At 47.2% G+C, this 20,897-nt stretch carries 19 protein-coding genes; 11 read left to right on the forward strand and 8 right to left on the reverse strand.

The window, feature by feature from the left end:
- Positions 1–20 precede the first annotated feature (20 nt).
- The 10 genes from JJU34_RS16190 (at position 21) to JJU34_RS16235 (ending at position 13,401) form a co-directional block, all read left to right on the forward strand.
- Positions 21–1,535 (forward strand): RagB/SusD family nutrient uptake outer membrane protein, encoded by a 1,515-nt coding sequence (locus tag JJU34_RS16190; RefSeq protein ID WP_228693447.1) that lies wholly within the window; start codon positions 21–23, stop codon positions 1,533–1,535.
- 238 nt (positions 1,536–1,773) lie between these two features.
- A complete protein-coding gene (locus tag JJU34_RS16195; protein WP_228693448.1) occupies positions 1,774–2,901 on the forward strand; it encodes a formylglycine-generating enzyme family protein in 1,128 nt (375 codons plus the stop codon).
- A 29-nt stretch (positions 2,902–2,930) separates the two neighbouring features.
- Positions 2,931–4,526 carry a sulfatase-like hydrolase/transferase gene (locus tag JJU34_RS16200; protein ID WP_228693449.1) on the forward strand — a complete coding sequence of 532 codons (1,596 nt, stop codon included), beginning with the start codon at positions 2,931–2,933 and terminating at the stop codon, positions 4,524–4,526.
- A gap of 1 nt (position 4,527) precedes the next feature.
- Complete coding sequence (locus tag JJU34_RS16205) at positions 4,528–5,976, forward strand: sulfatase (protein ID WP_228693450.1); 1,449 nt, start codon at positions 4,528–4,530, stop codon at positions 5,974–5,976.
- A gap of 4 nt (positions 5,977–5,980) precedes the next feature.
- Entirely contained in the window at positions 5,981–8,374 is a 2,394-nt protein-coding gene (locus JJU34_RS16210; protein ID WP_228693451.1) for a c-type cytochrome, read from the forward strand.
- Between the two features lie 38 nt (positions 8,375–8,412).
- Entirely contained in the window at positions 8,413–9,807 is a 1,395-nt protein-coding gene (locus tag JJU34_RS16215) for an enolase C-terminal domain-like protein (protein WP_228693452.1), read from the forward strand.
- Positions 9,808–10,099: 292 nt separating this feature from the next.
- A complete protein-coding gene (locus tag JJU34_RS16220; RefSeq protein WP_228693453.1) occupies positions 10,100–10,495 on the forward strand; it encodes a response regulator in 396 nt (131 codons plus the stop codon).
- 86 nt (positions 10,496–10,581) lie between these two features.
- A complete protein-coding gene (locus JJU34_RS16225) occupies positions 10,582–12,009 on the forward strand; it encodes a BNR-4 repeat-containing protein (RefSeq protein ID WP_228693454.1) in 1,428 nt (475 codons plus the stop codon).
- Between the two features lie 280 nt (positions 12,010–12,289).
- A complete protein-coding gene (locus JJU34_RS16230) occupies positions 12,290–12,757 on the forward strand; it encodes a cold-shock protein (RefSeq protein ID WP_228693455.1) in 468 nt (155 codons plus the stop codon).
- Between the two features lie 101 nt (positions 12,758–12,858).
- Positions 12,859–13,401 (forward strand): DUF4136 domain-containing protein, encoded by a 543-nt coding sequence (locus tag JJU34_RS16235; RefSeq protein ID WP_228693456.1) that lies wholly within the window; start codon positions 12,859–12,861, stop codon positions 13,399–13,401.
- Positions 13,402–13,416: 15 nt separating this feature from the next.
- Here JJU34_RS16235 and JJU34_RS16240 read toward each other — a convergent pair whose 3' ends face one another.
- Entirely contained in the window at positions 13,417–14,217 is an 801-nt protein-coding gene (locus JJU34_RS16240; protein WP_228693457.1) for an alpha/beta hydrolase, read from the reverse strand.
- A 7-nt stretch (positions 14,218–14,224) separates the two neighbouring features.
- Positions 14,225–15,076, reverse strand: coding sequence for a sugar phosphate isomerase/epimerase (locus JJU34_RS16245; protein ID WP_228693458.1), 852 nt, complete (start codon positions 15,074–15,076; stop codon positions 14,225–14,227).
- A gap of 88 nt (positions 15,077–15,164) precedes the next feature.
- Here JJU34_RS16245 and JJU34_RS16250 point away from each other — a divergent pair, with 88 nt between their 5' ends.
- Positions 15,165–15,659, forward strand: a complete 495-nt coding sequence (locus tag JJU34_RS16250) for a hypothetical protein (protein ID WP_228693459.1) — start codon at positions 15,165–15,167, stop codon at positions 15,657–15,659.
- A gap of 36 nt (positions 15,660–15,695) precedes the next feature.
- Here JJU34_RS16250 and JJU34_RS16255 read toward each other — a convergent pair whose 3' ends face one another.
- From JJU34_RS16255 to moaD, 6 genes are read right to left on the reverse strand one after another with little or no spacing between them, the layout of a single operon-like run.
- Positions 15,696–16,841, reverse strand: a complete 1,146-nt coding sequence (locus tag JJU34_RS16255; protein ID WP_228693460.1) for an XdhC/CoxI family protein — start codon at positions 16,839–16,841, stop codon at positions 15,696–15,698.
- A gap of 32 nt (positions 16,842–16,873) precedes the next feature.
- Complete coding sequence (locus JJU34_RS16260) at positions 16,874–18,067, reverse strand: molybdopterin molybdotransferase MoeA (protein ID WP_228693461.1); 1,194 nt, start codon at positions 18,065–18,067, stop codon at positions 16,874–16,876.
- A gap of 1 nt (position 18,068) precedes the next feature.
- The gene (locus JJU34_RS16265) at positions 18,069–19,160 is read right to left on the reverse strand and encodes a HesA/MoeB/ThiF family protein (protein WP_228693462.1); all 1,092 of its coding nucleotides are present in this window, start codon (positions 19,158–19,160) and stop codon (positions 18,069–18,071) included.
- Between the two features lie 3 nt (positions 19,161–19,163).
- On the reverse strand, positions 19,164–20,153 hold the full coding sequence (gene moaA / locus JJU34_RS16270; protein ID WP_228693463.1) for a GTP 3',8-cyclase MoaA: 990 nt from the start codon (positions 20,151–20,153) through the stop codon (positions 19,164–19,166).
- Between the two features lie 10 nt (positions 20,154–20,163).
- Positions 20,164–20,571 (reverse strand): molybdenum cofactor biosynthesis protein MoaE, encoded by a 408-nt coding sequence (locus JJU34_RS16275; RefSeq protein WP_228693464.1) that lies wholly within the window; start codon positions 20,569–20,571, stop codon positions 20,164–20,166.
- A 4-nt stretch (positions 20,572–20,575) separates the two neighbouring features.
- Positions 20,576–20,815: a molybdopterin converting factor subunit 1 gene (moaD, locus tag JJU34_RS16280; protein ID WP_228693465.1), complete on the reverse strand. Its 240-nt coding sequence runs from the start codon at positions 20,813–20,815 to the stop codon at positions 20,576–20,578.
- Positions 20,816–20,897: the final 82 nt, after the last annotated feature.

Here is a 20,897-nt window from a genome sequence, read left to right on the forward strand (position 1 = left end):
CACTTTAAAGCTAGAAACACATGAACAATACAATCATAAAATCACTTGCCCTGGTACTGACAGCGGCATGTATAGGATGTACCGATTTGGAGGAACGGCCTGTGGGGTTATTGGCTCCCGAAAGCCTCTTTAACACCTCACGGGATGTGGAAATTGCCATTTTTGGTGCCTATGGATGGATTGCATCCGAGCGCCTGTATGGAAGGCAGTTTGTTACAGCGATCATGCTTCGCAGTGACATGGTAGATATTGGAGATAGAGGAACCCCGGCTGAGAGGCAGCAGGTGAATGACTTCAATATGGATGATAACAACGGCATGGTCAATCAGTTTTGGCCTTATTGGTATCAGGTTATCAGTGCGGCCAATGCGGGAATCGCGGGCGCAGAAATAGTGGACATGGATGCGGATATGAAAAACCGCTTGGTGGCTGAGGCTCGCTTTATCCGGGGATTCAGCTATTTTCACCTAGTCAGGAATTTTGGAGACATTCCCTATATCGACTATTTTATCGATGACCCACAATCTGTAAAGGATATTTCAAAGACACCGACAGCACAGGTTTATGCGGGTATTTTGGCGGACTTGGAATTTGCCAAGCAATACCTGCCCGATCAGCAACCGAATAATATCCGTTCTAGACCCACAAAAGGCACGGCAGCGTCGTACTTGGCCACAGTGCACCTAACCCTGCAGGATTATGCAAAAGCCCACGAGGAGGCTAAATGGGTTATTGACAACCGGGGCCGATTTGGTTACGAGCTGGAAAATGATTTCCAGGATCTATTCAGGGCTGAACTTGCGAATAATATGCGGGAGCACATCTTTGCGGTGGAGTTTCTGGGGCAGCAATCCGGTGGCGGCGGCGCCAACGATGACTTAATGGCAGCCATGACTGGCATACGCGGAGCTGATGAGCTTGGTTGGAGTGTATGTGTGCCGTCTATGAACGTGTTCAACACCTGGGATGATCGAGATTACCGCAAAGCGGTTAGCTTCGCCCATGAGGCCCCTGTTGGGGGGGTGATGGCGCCTTATACCCAATTTCAGAATACTCAGCGGCCTCACATCGCCAAGTACAGACGTTATCCCGGTAACAGCAATGCGGAGGGTAGATATTCAGATCACAATTATGCGGCTATGCGATTTGCGGAAGTTCTCTTGACAGCTGCAGAAGCGGCGGCAGAAGTGAACAATGGGCCTACGGCTGAAGCCATCGGATACGTGAATGAGGTGAGAGCACGGGCCAGAAATGCTGCGGGCGTTCAGGGAACGTTTCCCGAAGATGTGCCTACCGGACTAAGCAAGGAGGATTTTATCAACTTGGTGTTGGATGAACGTAGACTTGAACTCGCCTTTGAATACAAGAGGTGGTATGATATTCAGCGTAGAAATCTAGGTGACGTAGTATTCAAGGGTGCGAATTCCTTGGAACCCCATGCAAACTTCGATGCAAACAGGGATTACCTCATGCCGTTGCCTCGCATAGAATTGGACGTAAACCCCAATTTGCTGCCGCAAAATCCGGGGTACTAAGGAATCTAGTATTTCTTTTTGAGGGATGTATAGTGGATGAATGTGGAAGACCAGTGTGGCTGGTCTTCCTTTTTTTTTAAATTGACTGCGTTTTAGACAGCAATAGGGGCACCAAAGCTGGAGGGACGTCTGTCGTCCCTCTTTCCCTTGCACCACAGGTCAAAAAAACAGTGATTCCATAGACTAATTTGGAGGAGTTAGTTAAATTGGAAACCGAAACCTAAAAATATACATGCGAATGACCGTTAACAAAGGTTTCCTGTGCTGCCTTGCCTGTTGGGTATGGGTAGCATGTGGAAGCGAGAAAAGTGAATCGAGTGAAGTGCTAGGCGAGGATCTCACCTCCTGCCATGACAATATACCGGACCGATTTTCTGCAACCCAGTCCCAATCGGCTTCAGACGCCGATATAGCTCCTGCTAAGGAGCTCAGCCACGAAGGGATGATTTGGATAGAGGGAGGAGAATACCTGATGGGTGCCCACGATGGACGGGGCAGGAAAGACGAGCTGCCCGCCCACAAGGTGAAAGTAGACGGATTTTGGATGGATGTGACCGAAGTGACCAATCGACAGTTTGCCGAGTTTGTCACTGCTACCGGATATGTTACCATTGCAGAGCAAAAGCCTGACTGGGAAGAAATCAAAAAGCAACTCCCTCCGGGTACCCCCAAACCACCCGAAGAGGTATTGGTGGCCGCGTCCTTGACGTTTAACCCTCCCAACCAACGGGTATCTATGAATAATGCTGCCCAATGGTGGGCATGGACGGAGGGCGCCAATTGGAGACATCCCCAAGGCCCAGGCAGTACTATTGTCGGTAAGGAAGATTATCCAGTGGTCCACATTGCTTGGGATGACGCCGTGGCCTACGCCAAATGGGCAGGAAAGCGACTGCCGACAGAAGCAGAATGGGAATTTGCTGCGAGAGGGGGGTTGAAAAACGAGTCGTTCCCTTGGGGTGGAGCTCCGGTTGAAAGTGAGGGATTTCGCGCCAATATCTGGCAGGGTGAATTTCCCCTTAAGGATACAGGAGACGACGGGTTTCTAGGTCTAGCGCCAGTGAAATCCTTTGAACCCAATCCCTATGGATTGTACGATATGGCGGGCAATGTGTGGGAATGGACGGCCGATTGGTATCACGAAAACTACTATGCCAGTATACAGGATCCCTTGACAATAAACCCGCAGGGACCAAAAAGCAGCTTTGATCCGATGGAACCTACCGTGCCCAAGCGGGTAGTTAAGGGTGGCTCCTTTCTGTGTAATGTTTCCTATTGCGAGGGGTATAGGGTGAGTGCTAAGATGAAATCCTCTCCCGATACCGGCCTGGAGCATACGGGATTTCGTTGCGTTTCCAGCAATTGATTTATTGGTACACCCAAGAAAACCACAACGTGAAAAACAAGAGACTGCATTCCATAGTTCTAGCCGGAATCGCTGCCATTTTGCTGATGTCTTGTACCGATCGGCAAGAAGTGGACGAGGATTTGGTGCCAAATTTTCTATTTGCAATCGCAGATGACGCCTCTTTCCCTCACATGGGCGCCTACGGAACGGAGTGGGTGATAACGCCTGCGTTTGATCGAGTGGCTAAAGATGGGATTTTATTTACTAGGGCTTATACACCGAATGCAAAATGCGCTCCCTCTCGGTCGGCTATTCTTACCGGTAGGAATTCTTGGCAGTTAGAGGAAGCCGCTAACCACGTGCCTTTCTTTCCAGACAAATTCGGCTCATTTATCGAAGTACTTGGTGACCAAGGATACCATACGGGATTTACCGGAAAGGGGTGGGCACCCGGCAATCCGGGTACCCGGGACGGCAACCCTCGTCTACTGACTGGCAAAGGCTATCAGGCCAAGACCCTGGAGCCACCCACTTCGTTTATCAGTAAAAATGATTACACAGCTAATTTTGAGGATTTTTTAAATGACAGAGAGCCTGACAAGCCGTTTTTCTTTTGGTACGGATCCACGGAACCCCACAGGGCCTATGAGTTTCAATCGGGTGTAAACAAGGGGGGAAAGGAGCTTACAGACTTGGAAAGGGTACCGGCATTTTGGCCGGATAGTGATACTGTTCGGCATGATATGCTCGATTACGCATTTGAAATAGAGTATTTTGACCAGCATTTGGGTCGAATGATCGCCTTATTGGAGGAAAAAGGTGAGCTTGACCGCACCGTCATCATCATCACCTCAGACAACGGCATGCCTTTTCCCAGAGTAAAGGGTAATCCGTACGAATGGTCCCATCACATGCCCTTGGCGATCATGTGGCCAAAAGGCTTAAAGAACCCCGGCCGGGTAGTCGATGATTTTATCAGCTTTATTGATTTCGCTCCAACAATCCTAGAATTGGCCGGAGTGGAACCAACAGAAGGCATGGCGCCCATTACCGGAAAAAGTTTTTCAGACATTCTTTTTTCAGATAAGGCGGGATTGGTTTCAAAAAACCGCGACAGGGTAGTCATTGGTCAGGAGCGCCACGATGTAGGAAGACCCCACGATCAGGGCTATCCCGTACGGGGCATTGTGACCGAACAATACCTGTACCTACACAACTTCGAAACCGAACGCTGGCCGGCAGGAAATCCAGAAACTGGCTATTTGAATACCGACGGGAGCCCCACCAAAACCGTGATCTTGCAGCGTATGCGGACCGATAGAGATCAGGAGTATTGGTACCAGTCCTTTGGAAAGCGCCCTCAAGAGGAGTTATACCTCAGGTCTGTCGATCCAGAATGTATGAACAATATTGCCGAACATCCCGAGTATCAGTCAGTGAAAGAAAATTTAAAAACGCAGTTGTTTGACCAATTGGGGGCCGAAGGTGATCCCAGAATGTTTGGGAAGGGGCACGTTTTTGATGCATACCCGTACGCAGAACCTGCTACTGCCAACTTTTTCGAAAGGTTTCAGCAGGGGGAAAAGCTGCGAGCACCCTGGGTGAATGAGTCTGATTTTGAACCAGTACCTATCGATTACTGACATGTCCCGGTGCATATTCTATATCCTGATCAGCCTGTGCGCAATGGGGTCCTTTTTGACTCCGTTGTTGGCTTCGGATCGACCGAATATCGTCCTGATAATCGCAGACGACATCGGTTGGAATGACTTGGGCTGCTACGGCCATCCCCAGGTTCAAAGCCCTACCATAAACCGCTTAGCCGAAGAGGGGCTGGTATTTGATCATTTTTATTTGACCACCAGTTCCTGTAGTCCCAGTCGGGCAAGCATCATATCCGGCAGGTACCCACACAATACCGGCGCGGCTGAGCTCCACACACCTCTTCCAAAAGAGATCATAACCTTTGCGCGTCGTTTGAAGGAAGCAGGCTATTACACCGCTCAAGCTGGAAAATGGCATCTTGGTGATGCGGCCAAAGCAGATTTTGATGTGATTCACGATAAGGGAAGCGAAATAGGCGATGGGGGTGAAGACATGTGGGTGCCCTCGTTAAGGGAGCGTCCGGTCAATCAGCCGTTTTTCATGTGGTTTGCGGCGCTGGATGCACACCGTCCATGGGGGCCGAATCCATTTTCCGGGACTCACAAGCCCGAGGAGGTTGTACCTCCGGTGTATCTGGCGGATACGCTGCCAACAAAGATAGATTTGGCCCGGTATTACGACGAGATCACCCGTTTTGACCATTACATTGGGGAGGTGGAAAAAGAGTTGAGTAGACAAGGTGTATTGGATCAAACAGTCATTATTATTATCTCGGATAACGGCAGGCCATTTCCAAGAAGTAAAACCAGGATGTATGACAGCGGCATCAAATCCCCGCTGATTATCAAATGGTCCAAAGGCATCGATCACGCCGGCAAGCGTTCGAAGGCGCTGATTAGTGCCATAGATATTGCGCCTACTATTTTGGACATTGCCGGAGTGGATATTGATGACAGTTTTCAGGGAAAGAGTTTTTTACCAGTTATTGTCTCACCGGAGAGAGAATTTAGAAACTACGCCTTTTCCGAGCATAATTGGCACGATCACGAGGCTTTGGAGCGTATGGTTCGTACGAAGGATCACGTATACGTGCTTAACCTTCGACCCAACAACAGCCAAAATGGTCCCGCGGATTCAAATTCCAGCGATTCTTACCGGGATTTGGTGCTTTTAAAGGAAACGGGCAGGCTGAATGCAGCCCAAGCAGACGTCTTTTTGGCGCCTAGACCTTACGAGGAACTTTTCTTTCCTGCTGACACAGAACAGTTACACAATGTAGCGGCCGATCCGAAAAATCGTGAAATACTTCGAATACTTCGATTAACTTTGTCCCAGTGGATTACTGAAACCGGGGATACCCACCCGTCTTCACTAACACCCGATTGGTACAATAAAGAAAACGGGAAGGCATTGGATATAAACAGAACCCGCGGAGAAATGCCCGGGGGGGTAGATGCCATCTTTGTGAATTCAAAAGGACCCTTTTAACCATATGATGCAAATTGGCCAACATCCGAGCACAGTGATAGCCCACTGGTTTGGGAAGAAACACTGGTTTCTTCGATCTCGTCAGTTTTTGGTTATTTTGGCAGGGGTTTGGGTATGTTTTGCCTGCGGAAATGACCCAATCACCTATGAGCGGCCATTGGACCCTTGGGCTTTTCGGTCAGTACTTGACCGGAAACCACGGATGCTGACCCTGGCGCTACACCCGGAGTGCTACGTAGCCTACGATCTGGCAAAAAGCTCTCTGTATAAAGTTTGGAAAGGTGGGGTGAGACTGGAAGGTACTGTCTACACCAATAAAAAAAATATTCAACCCACTAGTTGGGGAACAAGTTATTTTGGGGATGCTGAGTTGCCTCGTCGTTGGAGCCTCTATTCTTCAAGCGGTGACATCCTAGATTTTTCCATCGAACAAAAAGGGTATACATTTACCAATGGGCAGATTACGCTTCACTTTGAGCTCAGTACCTCCGAAGGGCTAAAGGTTCACCTAAATGAAACTCCGGAGTTTATTCCTGCTCAAGGCAAGTCGCCCCAGTTTGAGCGTACGTTTACCGTGCAAGGGTTAGAGCCAGGCATGAAGTTGGTGTTGTCTGGAGCTTCTGACGTATACGAGCTGTCTACGAATGGCAGGCACCAGGTTCGTACAGAGCTAGCGGTGTTGCCATCAACCGAAATGCCGCCATTAAAGGATCAATACGATCATCTTGGAATCCTTCGCATGGAAAATAGCGATTGTTATACCTGTCATGAGGAAAGAAATCAAATGGTGGGGCCTTCTTTTCAAGACATTGCGCTAAAATACGAGGGAAATAAGGGAGTTTACCCTTATTTGACGCAGAAGATTCGAGAAGGAGGGGCGGGTGTTTGGGGAGATACACCGATGAATCCTCATCCTCCACTTTCGGATGCGGATATTAGGCCTATGTTGGATTACATCATGACCTTCTCGCCACCGGATTCTAAAGCTACGTCTTCGCCCATGCGCAAGGTTAGTTTACAAACCGCTGCCGAAGCACCTGCAAAGCCGGGTTTTGGGGCTCCACTGGAAGGAGTACATCCCAGTTTTGATCTGACAACCTTGCACAGGGATGATTTTCAGCCTCGCGTCGCGGGCCTGGCCATTGCACCGGATGGTGGATTACTGGTTTCCACTTGGGACAGTGTAGGAGGGGTATACCATCTTTCCTGGGCGGATGGTGCAGATCCTCGAGAATACGCGTTAAAGCGGATTGCTGCCGGGCTTGCCGAGCCCTTGGGGCTAGAGGTGGTAGGCGACGACCTGTATGTTTTACAAAAACACGAATTAACCAGGCTGAGGGATTTGGATGGAGACGGCGTTATGGATGAGTACTATCCGATCTGCCATAGCTGGGGCGTCACAGATGATTTTCACGAGTTTGCTTTTGGCTTGGTCTATAGGGATGGCTATTTCTACGCGACCTTATCCATGGCGATGCGATTGGCTACAGGCGAACAGCAGGCGAAGGACCGGGGAAGGACCTTAAAAATTGCCATGGATGGCAATTACGAGCCCTTGGATTATGGTCTAAGAACGCCCAATGGTATCGGTGTCGGACCCGACGGGGAGTTGTTCGTTGCCGACAATCAAGGACAGTGGCTGCCAGCAAACAAACTCCTCCATGTGCAACTTGGAGCTTACAACGGGATGGCTTGGGGACTGTCTCCCGATTTGGCCACCGCACCAAAAATGGTTCCACCCGCCATTTGGCTGCCGGACAAGGAAATCGGGAATTCTCCTAGCGAGCCGATTTTGATGCGGCACGGTCCCTACAGTGGTCAGTTGGTGCATGGGGACGTAACCCATGGTGGCATCAAACGGGACTTCTTGGAAAAAATCAACGGCTCCTATCAGGGGGCGGTATTTCGTTTCTCACAAGGTTTTCATGCCGGAGTAAATAGACTTGTATGGGGTCCGGATGAGGCTTTATTTGTAGGGGAAGTGGGTATGGTAGGTGGCTGGAGCTGGAAGGAACGTCAATACGGCTTAGAAAAACTGACCTACAACGGAAAGCCTACCTTTGAGATGTTGGCGATCCGGGCCAAGCCGAAAGGATTTGAGATTGAATTTACAGAACCTTTGAAAGTATCCCATTTTGATCCGACGCTAATTAAGCTACAGCAATGGTGGTACCTGCCAACGGAGTCCTATGGAGGACCAAAAATGGACTTGCAGGAACTGAAGCCTACTGTATGGGAAGTATCCGCAGATAGAAAACGCCTGTACCTAGAAATTCCCGGTTTGATCCCCGAAAGAGTTGTTTATTTCTCAATAGACGCTGGTTTGGAGAGCGAGTCGGGTAGGCCGCTTTGGTCCGGTGAAGCATGGTATACCCTAAATTCCATCCCAGATAAGTAATCAATCACCAACCCATGAATAGCAATAAACCAACAGGAATGAATAGAAGAGCATTTATTGGAAAAACTGGGGCAGCCCTTGCGCTCGGTACCACCGGAATACCCGCTTTTTCATTTTCAACAGCAGGAACCATGAAGCAAACACCAAAAAATATCCAAATCGCTGAAGTAAACTCGAATTTTGAACGGGAACTGCTTACCCCGTATCGATTTAAAGGCAGTGCAATTTCAGAGGCTTGGCAAGTGCTCTCCTATATTAAGTCGGGGAGTGGTTTGCATAAGATAGGTATTGGGACCCAGGGTACTCTTTGGTCTGATCAGCGGGTATTCTTTTCACATTCCGTGAATGGGGGAAATGCGCTGATGTATGCTATGACCGAGCGTGCATTGCAACTTCTCAAGGGGAACAGCTTTACAGATCCCATCACGGTATTGGATGAAATTTTCCCAGAGGTTTATGCGTATGGGCAGAAGATTACCGGTAGACCGGATTTGAAAAAAACCTTTGCATTAAACGCGTTGGTAAGCGTCGATAACGCTTTATGGATGTTGTATGCGGCGGAAAATGGCATGCGGAATTTTGATGAGATGATACCGGAGGCCTATCGTCCGGGCTTATCACATAAGCACGACAAGGTGGCCAGTATACCATCTTTTAGCGTAGGGGCAAAGGTTGAAGATGTAAAAGCGGCCGCTGAACGTGGGCATTTTATCATGAAATTAAAGACAGGATCTGCAGGTACACAGAAAGAAATGTTGGAAAAGGATATCGCATTTTTGACAGGTGTGCACAAGGCCATTGGCCATTTTGAGACACCGCATACGAGTAACGGGAAAATTCCTTATTACTTTGACGCCAATGAACGGTACGAGTCTAAAGATACCTTGGAGCGGTTTTTAGACCATGCGAAGAAGATTGGTGCTTTTGAGCAAATTGCTGTGATTGAGGAGCCTTTTGGCGAAGACAACGAAACTTATGTGGGAGACCTTGGTGTTCGTGTAGCTGCTGACGAAAGTGCCCACACGGTAGAAGATGCCTTGGCGAGAATTGAGCAGGGGTATTCCGCAATTGCCGTAAAAGCCATTGCAAAAACACTTAGTATGACCATGAAAATCGCGCAGGCGGCCTATGAAAAAGGTGTGCCTTGTTTTTGCGCGGATTTAACAGTCAATCCCATTTTAGTAGATTGGAATAAGAACGTCGCCGCCAGGTTGGCGCCTTTTCCGGAGATGAATCTAGGTCTACAGGAAACCAATGGACACCAATATTATAAAAATTGGGATAGAATGCTCAGCTATCATCCGATGGCGGACGGTTCTTGGGTTAAAACCCATCAAGGGGTGTATCCGACCGATGCAAGCTTTTACGCACACAGTGGGGGAATACTGATTAATTCTCCGCACTATGAATCGGTATTTGACGAAATTGTATAAGTATCTACGTTTTCGGTTTATTCCGTGTGTTGCCTATTCACACTACAGAAGTAAAAGAACTCGAGCTCATTTATTAGGATCAATCACATACAAATTTAAACTTTAAAAAGAATCTAAACATGTAAGCTAAAAAAAGTTCAACGAACGTTTTTTTATTTCAAAAGTTGATTTACATTTGAAAAAATGTATTTTAAATATACAAAAATGTTGGTTAAAATTTAACCAGTACAGGATTCAAAAGAATAAAGAACGCGTGCAAGGCTAAATTTCTCCTTTTAAAACGTTTAGAGCTGTGAAGATATTGTTGATTGATGATGATCCTATTGTGATTCTGTTGCAACGGAAGCTGATGGAAAAAGCGGGGTATATAGGTGAAATTCAAGCTTTCAGTGACGGGGAGCACGCGCTTGGATTTTTAAAGGATAGCAACTCAGCCGATCAGCGGTTTCTGATTTTCTTAGACATCAATATGCCCGGTATGTCCGGCTGGGAGTTTTTGGATCAATTAAACCTATTGAAACTGCCGGTCGACTTTTCTGTTGTGATCATCACTTCGTCTATAGAGCAAGCTGAGCAAGACAAATCCGAAGAGTACGAGCAGATCATCGATTTTTGGATCAAACCTTTCAGTGTGGAGAGTTTTCAAAAGCTGAAGCAGAAGAGGGAGTTGGATGGTTTTTACCACTAGATTTTTTGGGGTAAAAAATAGGTTCCTTGTAGTCATGCACCGGTAATTTGAGTAATTTTGGATTACTCACTTATTTAAAAGGTTGGATGTCTATTAACAATTTGCCCAAGAGAATCTGGTTGGTCTTTCTGCTAGTCGCTGCTTTTTCACGACCCACTTATGGTCAGGATACTGGTTTGAATGGCTCCATGTTTACAGGATACAAAGGAATTTGGTTTACGTTAGGCCAGTTTTCAGAGTACGGGGACAAGTACTCCGGTGGATTGGGAACCTACACGGCTAAACACATTCCATTGGCTATTTACTCGTCAGAGGCTGAAAAGACATTTTTTGTGTATGGAGGGACGCGTTCGGAGGACGAAAAGTACCTACTTTGCATGATTGGTAGCTACGACCATCGAACCAAAAAGGTATCCCGTCCGATCGTTGTCCATGACAAGGAGGGAGTTGACGACCCTCACGATAACCCCAGTTTGGCGATGGATGACAAGGGATACATTTGGGTGTTTGTCAGTGGAAGAGGCAGAAGAAGGATGGGATTTAAGTACCGCAGTACAAAACCTTACGAGATTGATTCCTTTGAACTCATTACGGAGGAAGAAATGACCTATCCGCAACCTAAATTTATAGAGGGGAAGGGATTTCTTAACCTCTTCACAAAATATACAGGTTTGAGGGAGTTGTATTACGAGACTAGCAGGGATGGAGTAACTTGGACGGAGGACCAAAAACTGGTAGGTATTAAGCGACCTGAAGACAAGCAGGGGGGGCATTATCAGATTTCGGGTCAACTCGGTGAAAAGGTAGTGTTTTTTTTCAACTGGCATCCGGATGGAAACGTGGATAAGCGAACCAATATTTACTATTTACAGACGACCGACTTTGGAAGCACCTGGACTACCATTACGGGTGAAACTTTGAATGTTCCGGTATCAGACCTCAGCACGCCTGCGCTCGCCGCGGAGTTTTTCAGTAAAGAGGTAAATGTATATATCAAAGATGTCAATTTCGATGAAAACGGCAATCCGGTGGCTTTATTCGTTTCTGGGCCTGGTCATCAGCCCGGACCGGAGAATGGGCCAAGGTCTTGGAGCGTCATTCACTGGACAGGGGAATCTTGGGCAATCCACAAAATCACTGAATCTGACCAGAATTACGACAGCGGGAGTCTTTGGATAGAGGGAAATGAGTGGACGGTCATTGGGCCTACCGAAAACAGTCCTCAGATCTGGGGTGCAGGGGGTGAGTTGGTGATGTGGAAATCTACAGACAAAGGAAAAACATGGAACAGGGTAAAGCAAATAACCCGAAAGAGCGCCAGAAACCATAATTACGCGAGAAGGGTGGCTAACGGCACAGATCCATTCCTGTATTTTTGGGCAGACGGAAATCCCAATGAGTTTAGTAAATCTAAGTTGTATTTTGGCGACAGCAAAGGTAGGGCCTGGTCCCTACCTTATGAAATGAAAAAAGACGAGCAAAGGCCAAAACGCGTCAGAAACTTTGGGAAATAATGTCCTGGTCAGGGAACTTGCTTGGTACCTATTTGTGATAGGGGCGTCCTTGGAAGTGGACTGAATTTTTGACCGTTTATTTGGGAAATGATAGGAATAAACCGGAAAAATCTGCTAATTTGTAAAATACTTCCTGAATGAAGCCTACCGACACTTCTTTCCCCCAGTGTCCGGCATTTCTCCATTTCAGTATTTATGGCTAATTCCGCAGCAAATGCGCTGCAAGATAAGGGAAAGCCTGTCATAGTTCCAAAGATCAATTAGAAACAAAATCACATTAATGGCAAAATCCAGAGAGACTTTTAACAAAAAGGAAAAAGAAAAGAAAAGACTTAAGAAGAAACAGGATAAAGAGGAAAAGAAAGAAGCGAGGAAAACGCATTCCAACAAAGGGGGAGAGCTTTCCGATATGATCGCTTATGTAGATGCAGAGGGAAATATTACCGATACTCCACCAGATCCCCAGAGAAAAATGGAAGAAGTGGAGTTGGAGAGTATCGAAATCAGCGTATCCAGAAAATCCGAATCAGAAGAAGACGAAGATGCAGTCCGCAAGGGGAAAATTTCGTTTTTCAATACCTCCAAAGGATATGGGTTTATCCGGGACCAGGTCACGCAAGAAAGTATATTTTTTCACGTGAATGGGTTGGTAGACCAAGTAGCCGAGGGAGATGTGGTTGTTTTTGACACCGAAAAAACTCCTAAAGGGCTGAGTGCGGTTGACGTCAAGTTAGCCCCCAAGGTATAAAAGTACTAGGCTAATCTGTCGGTTTCGGCAGATTAGTTTTTTTTGGTATTTTTTGGTATATTCATACGGTTTTATTTCGAAATACGTAAAAGAATCCGTATATGATGTATAAACTGTTGTTTTTCGTTTACGTGGTGGTTTTTCTTACGGCCTGTACTTCTGTCAACATACAGGTGGTCGACAGGAAAGAGGATTTTAGGCTAGAAGCCTATAAATCTTTTAATTTTTATCAGTCAGAAGCTTCCGGTGGCATAGGCGAATCCTATGAAGGAAACATAGCTTTTTTACAAGAGGAAATAGCAAAGCAAATGGCTTTTCGGGGCCTGTTGCGTGAAGATGACAACCCGGAAATCTTGGTTAATCTCGGCGTATGGGTGGAAGAACGCGTTCAGACCAGAGAGACCGGTCTGATCACAGATCCAGGCAGCTTTAATTATATTGGGCAACGGCGCTATACCTGGAAGTCAGAAACGGTTGAGGTCGGGACCTATCAAAAGGGCACGGTGACCTTACATTTAGTGGATGCATCTAAAAACTCCGCAGTATGGATAGCTACCGCTGAGGAGGTAATTTTACAAAACCCGAATCGCATGAGAGATCGGATCGTACGAGGTGTAGAAAAGCTATTTGATCAAATTCCTTGAGGCGACCTTTTCAGGTTACGACGAAATAAAGGAGGCCATCAATGCCTGCAACTCCCGGTTATGTTGTTCCATGTTCAGGTACTTTGAAATTATAGGCACCAACGTAGCGTTGGGTAGGTGGCTGTGGATCGTCTCTGCATAGGAGAAGGGGTGCAGTGGATCGTCGTTGCTACCAATTACCAGTACTGGCATGGAAAGTTGGGTTAGTTGGGTTAGGTCGTCTATTGGCCGGTCTTCTGGCAGGTATTTGAGCAGGGCATAGGAGGTGTCCGCTTGTGGTCGTGAGAAGTGTCCAAGCAGCGACTCGGCATAATTTGGAAATTTTTCTTTTACCTCGACAAAATCCGGTGACTCCGTGAAATATTCTCTTCCTGTGACAATACCGTATTTTTGGATTAGGTCATGCGCCAGTTTTAGGAGGTGAAAGTGATCCGGGTCGCGCTGATTGACCCAAGCAGGACGAACCAAGACGAGTTTTTTGATTTTTTCCGGATTAGCCAAGGCATATTTCATAGCCACGGCTGCACCAAGTGATAACCCTCCCAGAATACATTCGTGAATCCCCAGAAATTCCATCAGGTTGGAAAGGTCCTTGGCGAAAACCTCCATTTGAGCGTCTGAGGCGGTTACAAATCGTTTGGTTTTTCCATGCCCGCGGAAATCCATGGATACGATTCGATGGCCTTTTATTCGGGAGGTGATTTCTTTGGCCTGTTGTAAGGAAGCTCCTAGACCGTGCAAAAAAATAAGTGCGGGGCCCTTGCCTTTATCGGTGTAGTGGAAATGGATTTGATTGTGTTCAAAAGTATTGTCCATGCGCCTATTATTTACGGATGTCCTCCAATAAGGGATGAAGGTAGGTCAGGGATTCGGGGATCTGGTCCTCGGTAATTCCGTGGATTACCAAGGGACCGGAGAAATCTATTTCAGATAATTTTTTTAGAAAAAACGGGAAATCGATAATACCTTTTCCAAGGGAGGTATAAACACCGCTTTGTCCTTTGTCTTTCAGGTGCGCCACGCCTACTTGATCCCCAAGTAGATCCAAACCCTGATCGATTTTATCACGCACTTCTTCGGGCGATTTGGCTTTTTCGAACAGGTTTGCTGGATCAAAAATGATGCTTACCATTGGGCTTTGTAGTTCATCCAATAGCCTTTTGGCACTAGTAGCATCGTTCACTACGTTGCCAAATTCGGGTTCAATACCTAACTTAATCCCATGTTTTTCCGCCACAAGAATGCAGCGTTCCAGCATGGACAGCAGGTCAATCCAAGCTTCTTTGGATTGGTTATCAGGATGCCATTTCCAAATATCCTGTGGGTCACGTGTTCCAGTGCAAAGAGTTACCATCGTAATCTCCAATTCACTGGCAATCTTTGATAGCACCTCTAGCGAGGCAAAGCCAGCTTCTCTATCAGATTGGTCCGGATGAATCAGGTTGAATGTCGCGGAGAGACCCAATAGATCCAATGGATACCGCCCTTTTGCCAACAAAATTTCATCAACCTTGAACGGTGCAACCGCAGGAGGCAGGGCAGGAAGACCGGAACTGACCATATTATAATGCAGTCCATCAAATCCCAAAAGCTTCGCTTTCTGAAAGATGACGTCTGGACTTCCGGAAAACGTCTTTGAAAATATCCCTAAACCGATTGATTTCTCACCGTTCATGCTTTCCAAAGGTACTTTTTTTTTCTGTTTTTATAAAGTAGGGTTTTGGTTATCTTTGAATCCTAACAGACCATAACGTTTTTTCTGTATGAACTTACCAACCTTGGCCCAGCTGAAAAAGGAGTTGTCATCTTTGGACCACAAAACCTTGATCGGATTCCTTGGAGATTTAGCCAAATTAAATAAGGATAACAAAACCTACCTGTATTTCAAGCTACGTGAAAAGGATGAACCCGGTCTATTCTTACAGGAGTGCATCGAAGAGTTGGATGCCGAATTTGCAAGTGGCTACTACAGCAACAATTATCATACCGCGAAAAAATCTGCCCAAAAAATAAGGCGTACACTTAATAAGTTACTGTCTATAAACAAGGATAAAGCAGTACATGTGGAGCTCCTGATTTCTTTTTGCAAATCCATGGAGGAGTACGGTTACCTTGATTTTAGGCATCCAGTAATCGACAATTTGTATGCGCAACAGGTGAGGAAGCTGGAAAAAGCCCTGCAGTCCTTGCATGAAGACATTCAATACGACTACGAAGACACCCTAGATGAATTAAGGTCCCACATGCGGGCGTATTAGGCTGGCGTCTACGATCGATTCAATTGACAGCTGCTGTTAGCGTTTCTTTACACGGTGTCTATCTTCGGTATGGATGGGTCCTTCTTTGTCACGGAGAAACGAACCGTCTCCACCACTTAGGACGGTCTTAATTTCGCTAACTATAGAGAGGGCAATTTCCTCCGGTGCCTCCGCATGAATATTTAATCCGACAGGACCAAAAATACGTTTTCGGTCCTCCTCGGTGATTCTAATTCCTTTCTCGCGGAGGTTCTCATACATTTTTTCCAACTTTTTCTTTGGACCTAGCACGCCTAAATAGGCGATTTTAAGAGGAAGAAGCCCTTCCATCACCGCTAGGTCGTAGTTGAAGTTATGGGTCATCAATATCACCGCTGTTCTATGGTCTCTGGAGAATAGTGAGAGGGCGTCCTCCGGGGCAGGAACCACATGGATGTGATCAGCGGACGGAAAACGCCCCTTGGTAGCCTGCGCAGCCCTTCCGTCAATCAGGGTGATCTCCCAGCCAAGCACTTCAGCTAATCGCGTAAGGGGAATGGCATCATTTCCCGCGCCTACTACCACCAAGGAGAGGTGGGCAGGAACCCATTCGATAAAGGCATGTAACGGTGCATCCCTACCGTATTCTGCGATAAGTGAATGACCCTCCTCCCAGACAGACGCTATATCTTCGATTAGTTCAGGCAAATGGGGCAATTCGATACCTCCCAGGGCTACTGGACCTCCGCTGTATAGCAGACAGGTACCCAACTGGCGCTCCCGTTTATTCTCCAAGTCAAAAAACGTAACCAAAACATGGTCTTTGCGGTCCGCAACGAGTTTTTTCAGCAGATTAATAGGATGATTTTCCGAGGAAGAATCAATCGGCTCAATCAAAATATGTATGATACCGTTGCACCCCAACCCTACACCAAATTTTGCGTCATCGTCATCTGTTGTATCGTATGTCACCACCATAGATTGATTCCTGAACATGACCAACTGCGCTTTTTTCAGTGCGTCGCCTTCCAGGCACCCGCCGCTGATGGCACCGGTCAACATGCCACTTTCCGTCACCAGCATGCGTGCACCAGGTCTGCGATAGGATGATCCGTCCACCTTGACCACGGTTGCGAGGGCGGTCTGTTCGCCTGCTTCCTGAGCGAGATCAAATGCTTTGATGATTTCCTTGATTTCCTTCATGGTATACTTCGTATTTCAATAGCTGTATTTCCTCACCATACATTACTCCAACGGGTAAGGGGAAACATTTGACCTTTGCTAAACGTGTCTGTATCCGGTGGTAGACTGACAAACCCATCGGCAGCACCAAGATGTATCAGGTCGCCTGAGCCCGAATTGGCGACGGGGCTAGCAATTACACGTTGGCCCTCGTGGCGAATAGACACCAGCAGGTGATAGGTAAGGGGTTTTTTAAAGACGATATCAGCGTCCAATTCCGCTACCATCGAATCAACAGCCGATCCCTGCTGTGTTGCTAGCCACGGAGTAAAAAATGTGTGAAAACAAATTAGCGTGGATGCCGGATTTCCCGGAAATCCAAATACGATGGAATGATCGAACGCGCCAAACAGAAATGGTTTTCCCGGCCGTTGGGCCACTCCGTGAATGAGGCTATTCATACCCAACTCCTGCAAGACCTCCGGAAGGTAGTCGAATTTGCCTTTGGATACAGCGCCCGAAAACATCCAGATATCGTAGGATTCTTTGAGCTTTGCCAGGCTTTCTGACAGGGCGCTTTTCTCGTCGGGGAGATGTATCGAATCTGCTCGGATGCCCCAATGATTCAATGCAGCCTGCAACATGGAGGCGTTAGAGTTTCTGATTTGGTGGGGAAGTGGCTCCTTTTCAATGGGTATCAGTTCGTCCCCGGTAGAGCAGACAATTACCTTGGGCAGGCACGCTACGGTTGCCTTCGATACCCCTACCGCGGCCATCACACCAATTTTGCCTGCACTCAGTCGACTGCCTTTGGGGATGAGAGTATTCCCCATTATTGTGTCCATGCCTTTTCTATGAATGTTCAAATAGGGTGCCACAGCGTCTATTTGAAGCGTGGCGTATCCGTCCCGGATAGTTACTTGCTCGTAGGGAATCACACAATCGGCGCCCATGGGTAACATAGCACCTGTCATCACCTCAAGACAATGGGAGGGGTCTTTGATAGATTGTGGCACACCTCCGGCCGCTTGTGTACCGGCTATCTGGTAGGCAAATCCTGGCTTGAAATGTGCAGCCTGAATAGCGACTCCATCCATAGTTACCCGGTCAAATGGGGGAGCATCCCGATCGGCCAAAACATCTACCGCAAGTATCCTGCCTACCGCCAAGTGGATGGGAATTTCTTCAAACCCCAGGGGTAGCGGTTGATTATTGATAATTTCCAGTGCTTGCTTTACCGATATCATGCTATTCATTTAGGTGTAAATTACCCATCTCCAAACACCATTGCGCTAGTCCCCCCTCTAGGTTGATCAATTTGGCGTTTGGAAATCGACTTTTTAAAATCTGGATGGCCTTTTTGCTTCTACTCCCCAGTTGACACATGACCACCCAAGGTTGATGTGTGGAGCAGGGGATGGTCTGGTTATAGATTTCGGAAAGAGGAACGGACACCGCCTGTTCCAACCTTTCTGCTTCAAATTCAGAGGTTTCCCGTACATCAAGTAATGCAAACTCCTTATCCGCCAAAAGCCATTTGGCGAGTTCCTCCACACTTATTTCATCCTCTATCGCACAGGAATCCAAGGCGTAGGACGATTGTAACGCCTTTATTTGCCTGCTTAAGGGATTGGTGCGGATGTTGATAGCGTAGTGATGATGGTCTTTGAAGTCGAGAACCAACAATTTGCCACTTAATGGCTCTGCGCACTCTGTCAAGACCTTTACCGCTTCCAAAGCTTGATAGGAGCCAATGATTCCCGGAATGATACCCAATACGCCCGCCTGATTGCAATCGGGGATTTGGCCGGCATCTGGAGGAATAGGGTATAGGCATCGGTAGGTTGGTCCCGATTGGTAGTTGAAAACACTCACCTGGCCCTCGTAACCCTGCAATGCTCCGTATACAAAGGGTTTTTCAAGCAGGACGCATGCATCGTTGATCAGGTAACGCGCTTCAAAATTATCCGTGGCGTCAATAACCAGATCATAGGAAGCAATGGTAGCTAGGGCATTTGATACCGAAAGGAATTCTGCATAGGTTTGAAGGATTATATCGGGGTTTTGTTTTTCGACCCACTCCCGGCATGCGGTAACCTTGTCCATACCTGCTTGACTACTTTGGTAAATTACCTGTCGGTGCAGGTTGCTGATATCAATGGAGTCGGCATCCATGATTCCCAGATGTCCCACGCCCATTGCAGATAGGTATTGGATAACAGGGACGCCCAGTCCTCCCGCACCAATCACCAAGACGCTGGATCGGGCAAGTTTTTCCTGCCCATCCTTCCCAAATCCGGGTAACTGTATTTGCCGAATGTACCTGTTGCTGTCACGCATCGATTAACCTCCTAAAAACGACATGGACTTTTTGGGTGTTTGCGCTTGGATGGCTTCCGCCTCAAAACCGTCTTTTTCTTTTTTGGCTACTGCTAGGATCAGTTCACGTACCACCTCATCCCTGCTTGCACCCGACCGAAGGAGGTCTCGAAGGTTTAACGCTGGGGCGCCATAAAGGCAGGTTCTAAGCTCGCCGGTGGCAGACAAACGAAGACGGTTACAGGTCCCACAAAATGTTCGGCTGTAGGAGGCAATGATGCCGAATGTGCCCTGATATCCCGGAATCTGATAGTTTACCGAGGTGCTGCTTTTTTCGCTTGTCAAACGCTGCATGGTGGGATAATGATTCAGGATATGTCCCTTGATGACCACGTGGTTCCAGGTCGGAACCTCGAACGTGCCGGTACCATTAAATGGCATCTCCTCCAAAAACCGGACTGACACCGGGTGGTGTTTGGTCAGTTCGATAAACGGCAGGATGTCTTGGGTATTTTTACCGTCTGCTATCACCGCATTGAGCTTGACTTCAAAGCCCTTACCTATCATATACATGATAGATGCATATACTTCGTCAAATTTATCTCTTCGAGTGATTTCAAAAAACCGCTTCTTATCCAACGAATCCAAGCTAATGTTGATGCTGCGGATGCCCATGTCAGCCAGTGCGTCAATCTGGGCAAACGAAAGAGATCCATTGCTGGTGATGGCTATTTCTGACAGTCCTTTCAGTTGGCTGATACGACTCAAAAAATCCACCAGTCCGCGCCTTACAAAAGGCTCGCCCCCGGTAATCCGCACTTTATTCACTCCGTATTCCGCGAACACATCGAGCAAAAATTCCAATTCCTCGTAGGAGAGGAGTTGCTTGCGGTCCACGAAGTTGACCCCTTCCTCCGGCATGCAATAATAGCATCTAAAATTGCATCTATCCGTAACAGAAAGGCGAAGGTAACTTAAGACGCGACCATATGGGTCTATAAATTGCTTTGGCATGGGGTTCAGTTTAAGGATGGGCATTTACCCATACAGATTGGTCCTGAAAGTATTCTTTTTTCCAGATCGGCACCGTCTTTTTGAGTTCATCGATCAGAAATTTACAGGACTCGAAGGCTGCATCGCGGTGTGCAGTGGCCGTGCCAACAACCACTACGGGTTCTCCGATATTTTTCATACCGAGGGCATGGATCATCACCAACCTCTTTATAGGCCACAATACCTTGGCTCGCTCGGCTATAGCCGACATTTCCTTCAGCGCCATGGGTTCGTACCCTTCAAAGTCCAGTTGGATAACGCCTTTTCCATGGGCATGGTTTCTTACAGAGCCCACGAAAATCGCCATTCCCCCGGCTTCCGGATGGTGTAGGGAGAGATAGGATTCGTTGAGATCTATATGTGTTACAAGTTTGATCATAGGTTCAGCCTCCGCTTACTGGCGGTATAAGAGCGATTTCTGCATTCTGGTCCAATGGTGAATGGTCATCGGCGTATTCTTGGTTTACAGCTACCGCCAATGATTTAAGGCTCGCAAATTTCGGGTAATTTTCAAACAGCCACTCTTTGAATTCCTGCACGTTTTTCACTTCGACCTCGTCTGGAAGCTTTAATTCTGCGCTTCCTACTATTTCCCGCGCGATGCCAAATAGTTTGATTTTCATAATAAAGCATAATTCAGAAGACTAAAATTACTAAATATCCTTTGCAAGGCCATAAGCCGGGGGCGGATTTTATACGAGGAGA

The sequence above is a fragment of the Lunatimonas sp. genome (assembly GCF_020832325.1).
Taxonomy (GTDB): Bacteria; Bacteroidota; Bacteroidia; order Cytophagales; family Cyclobacteriaceae; genus Lunatimonas.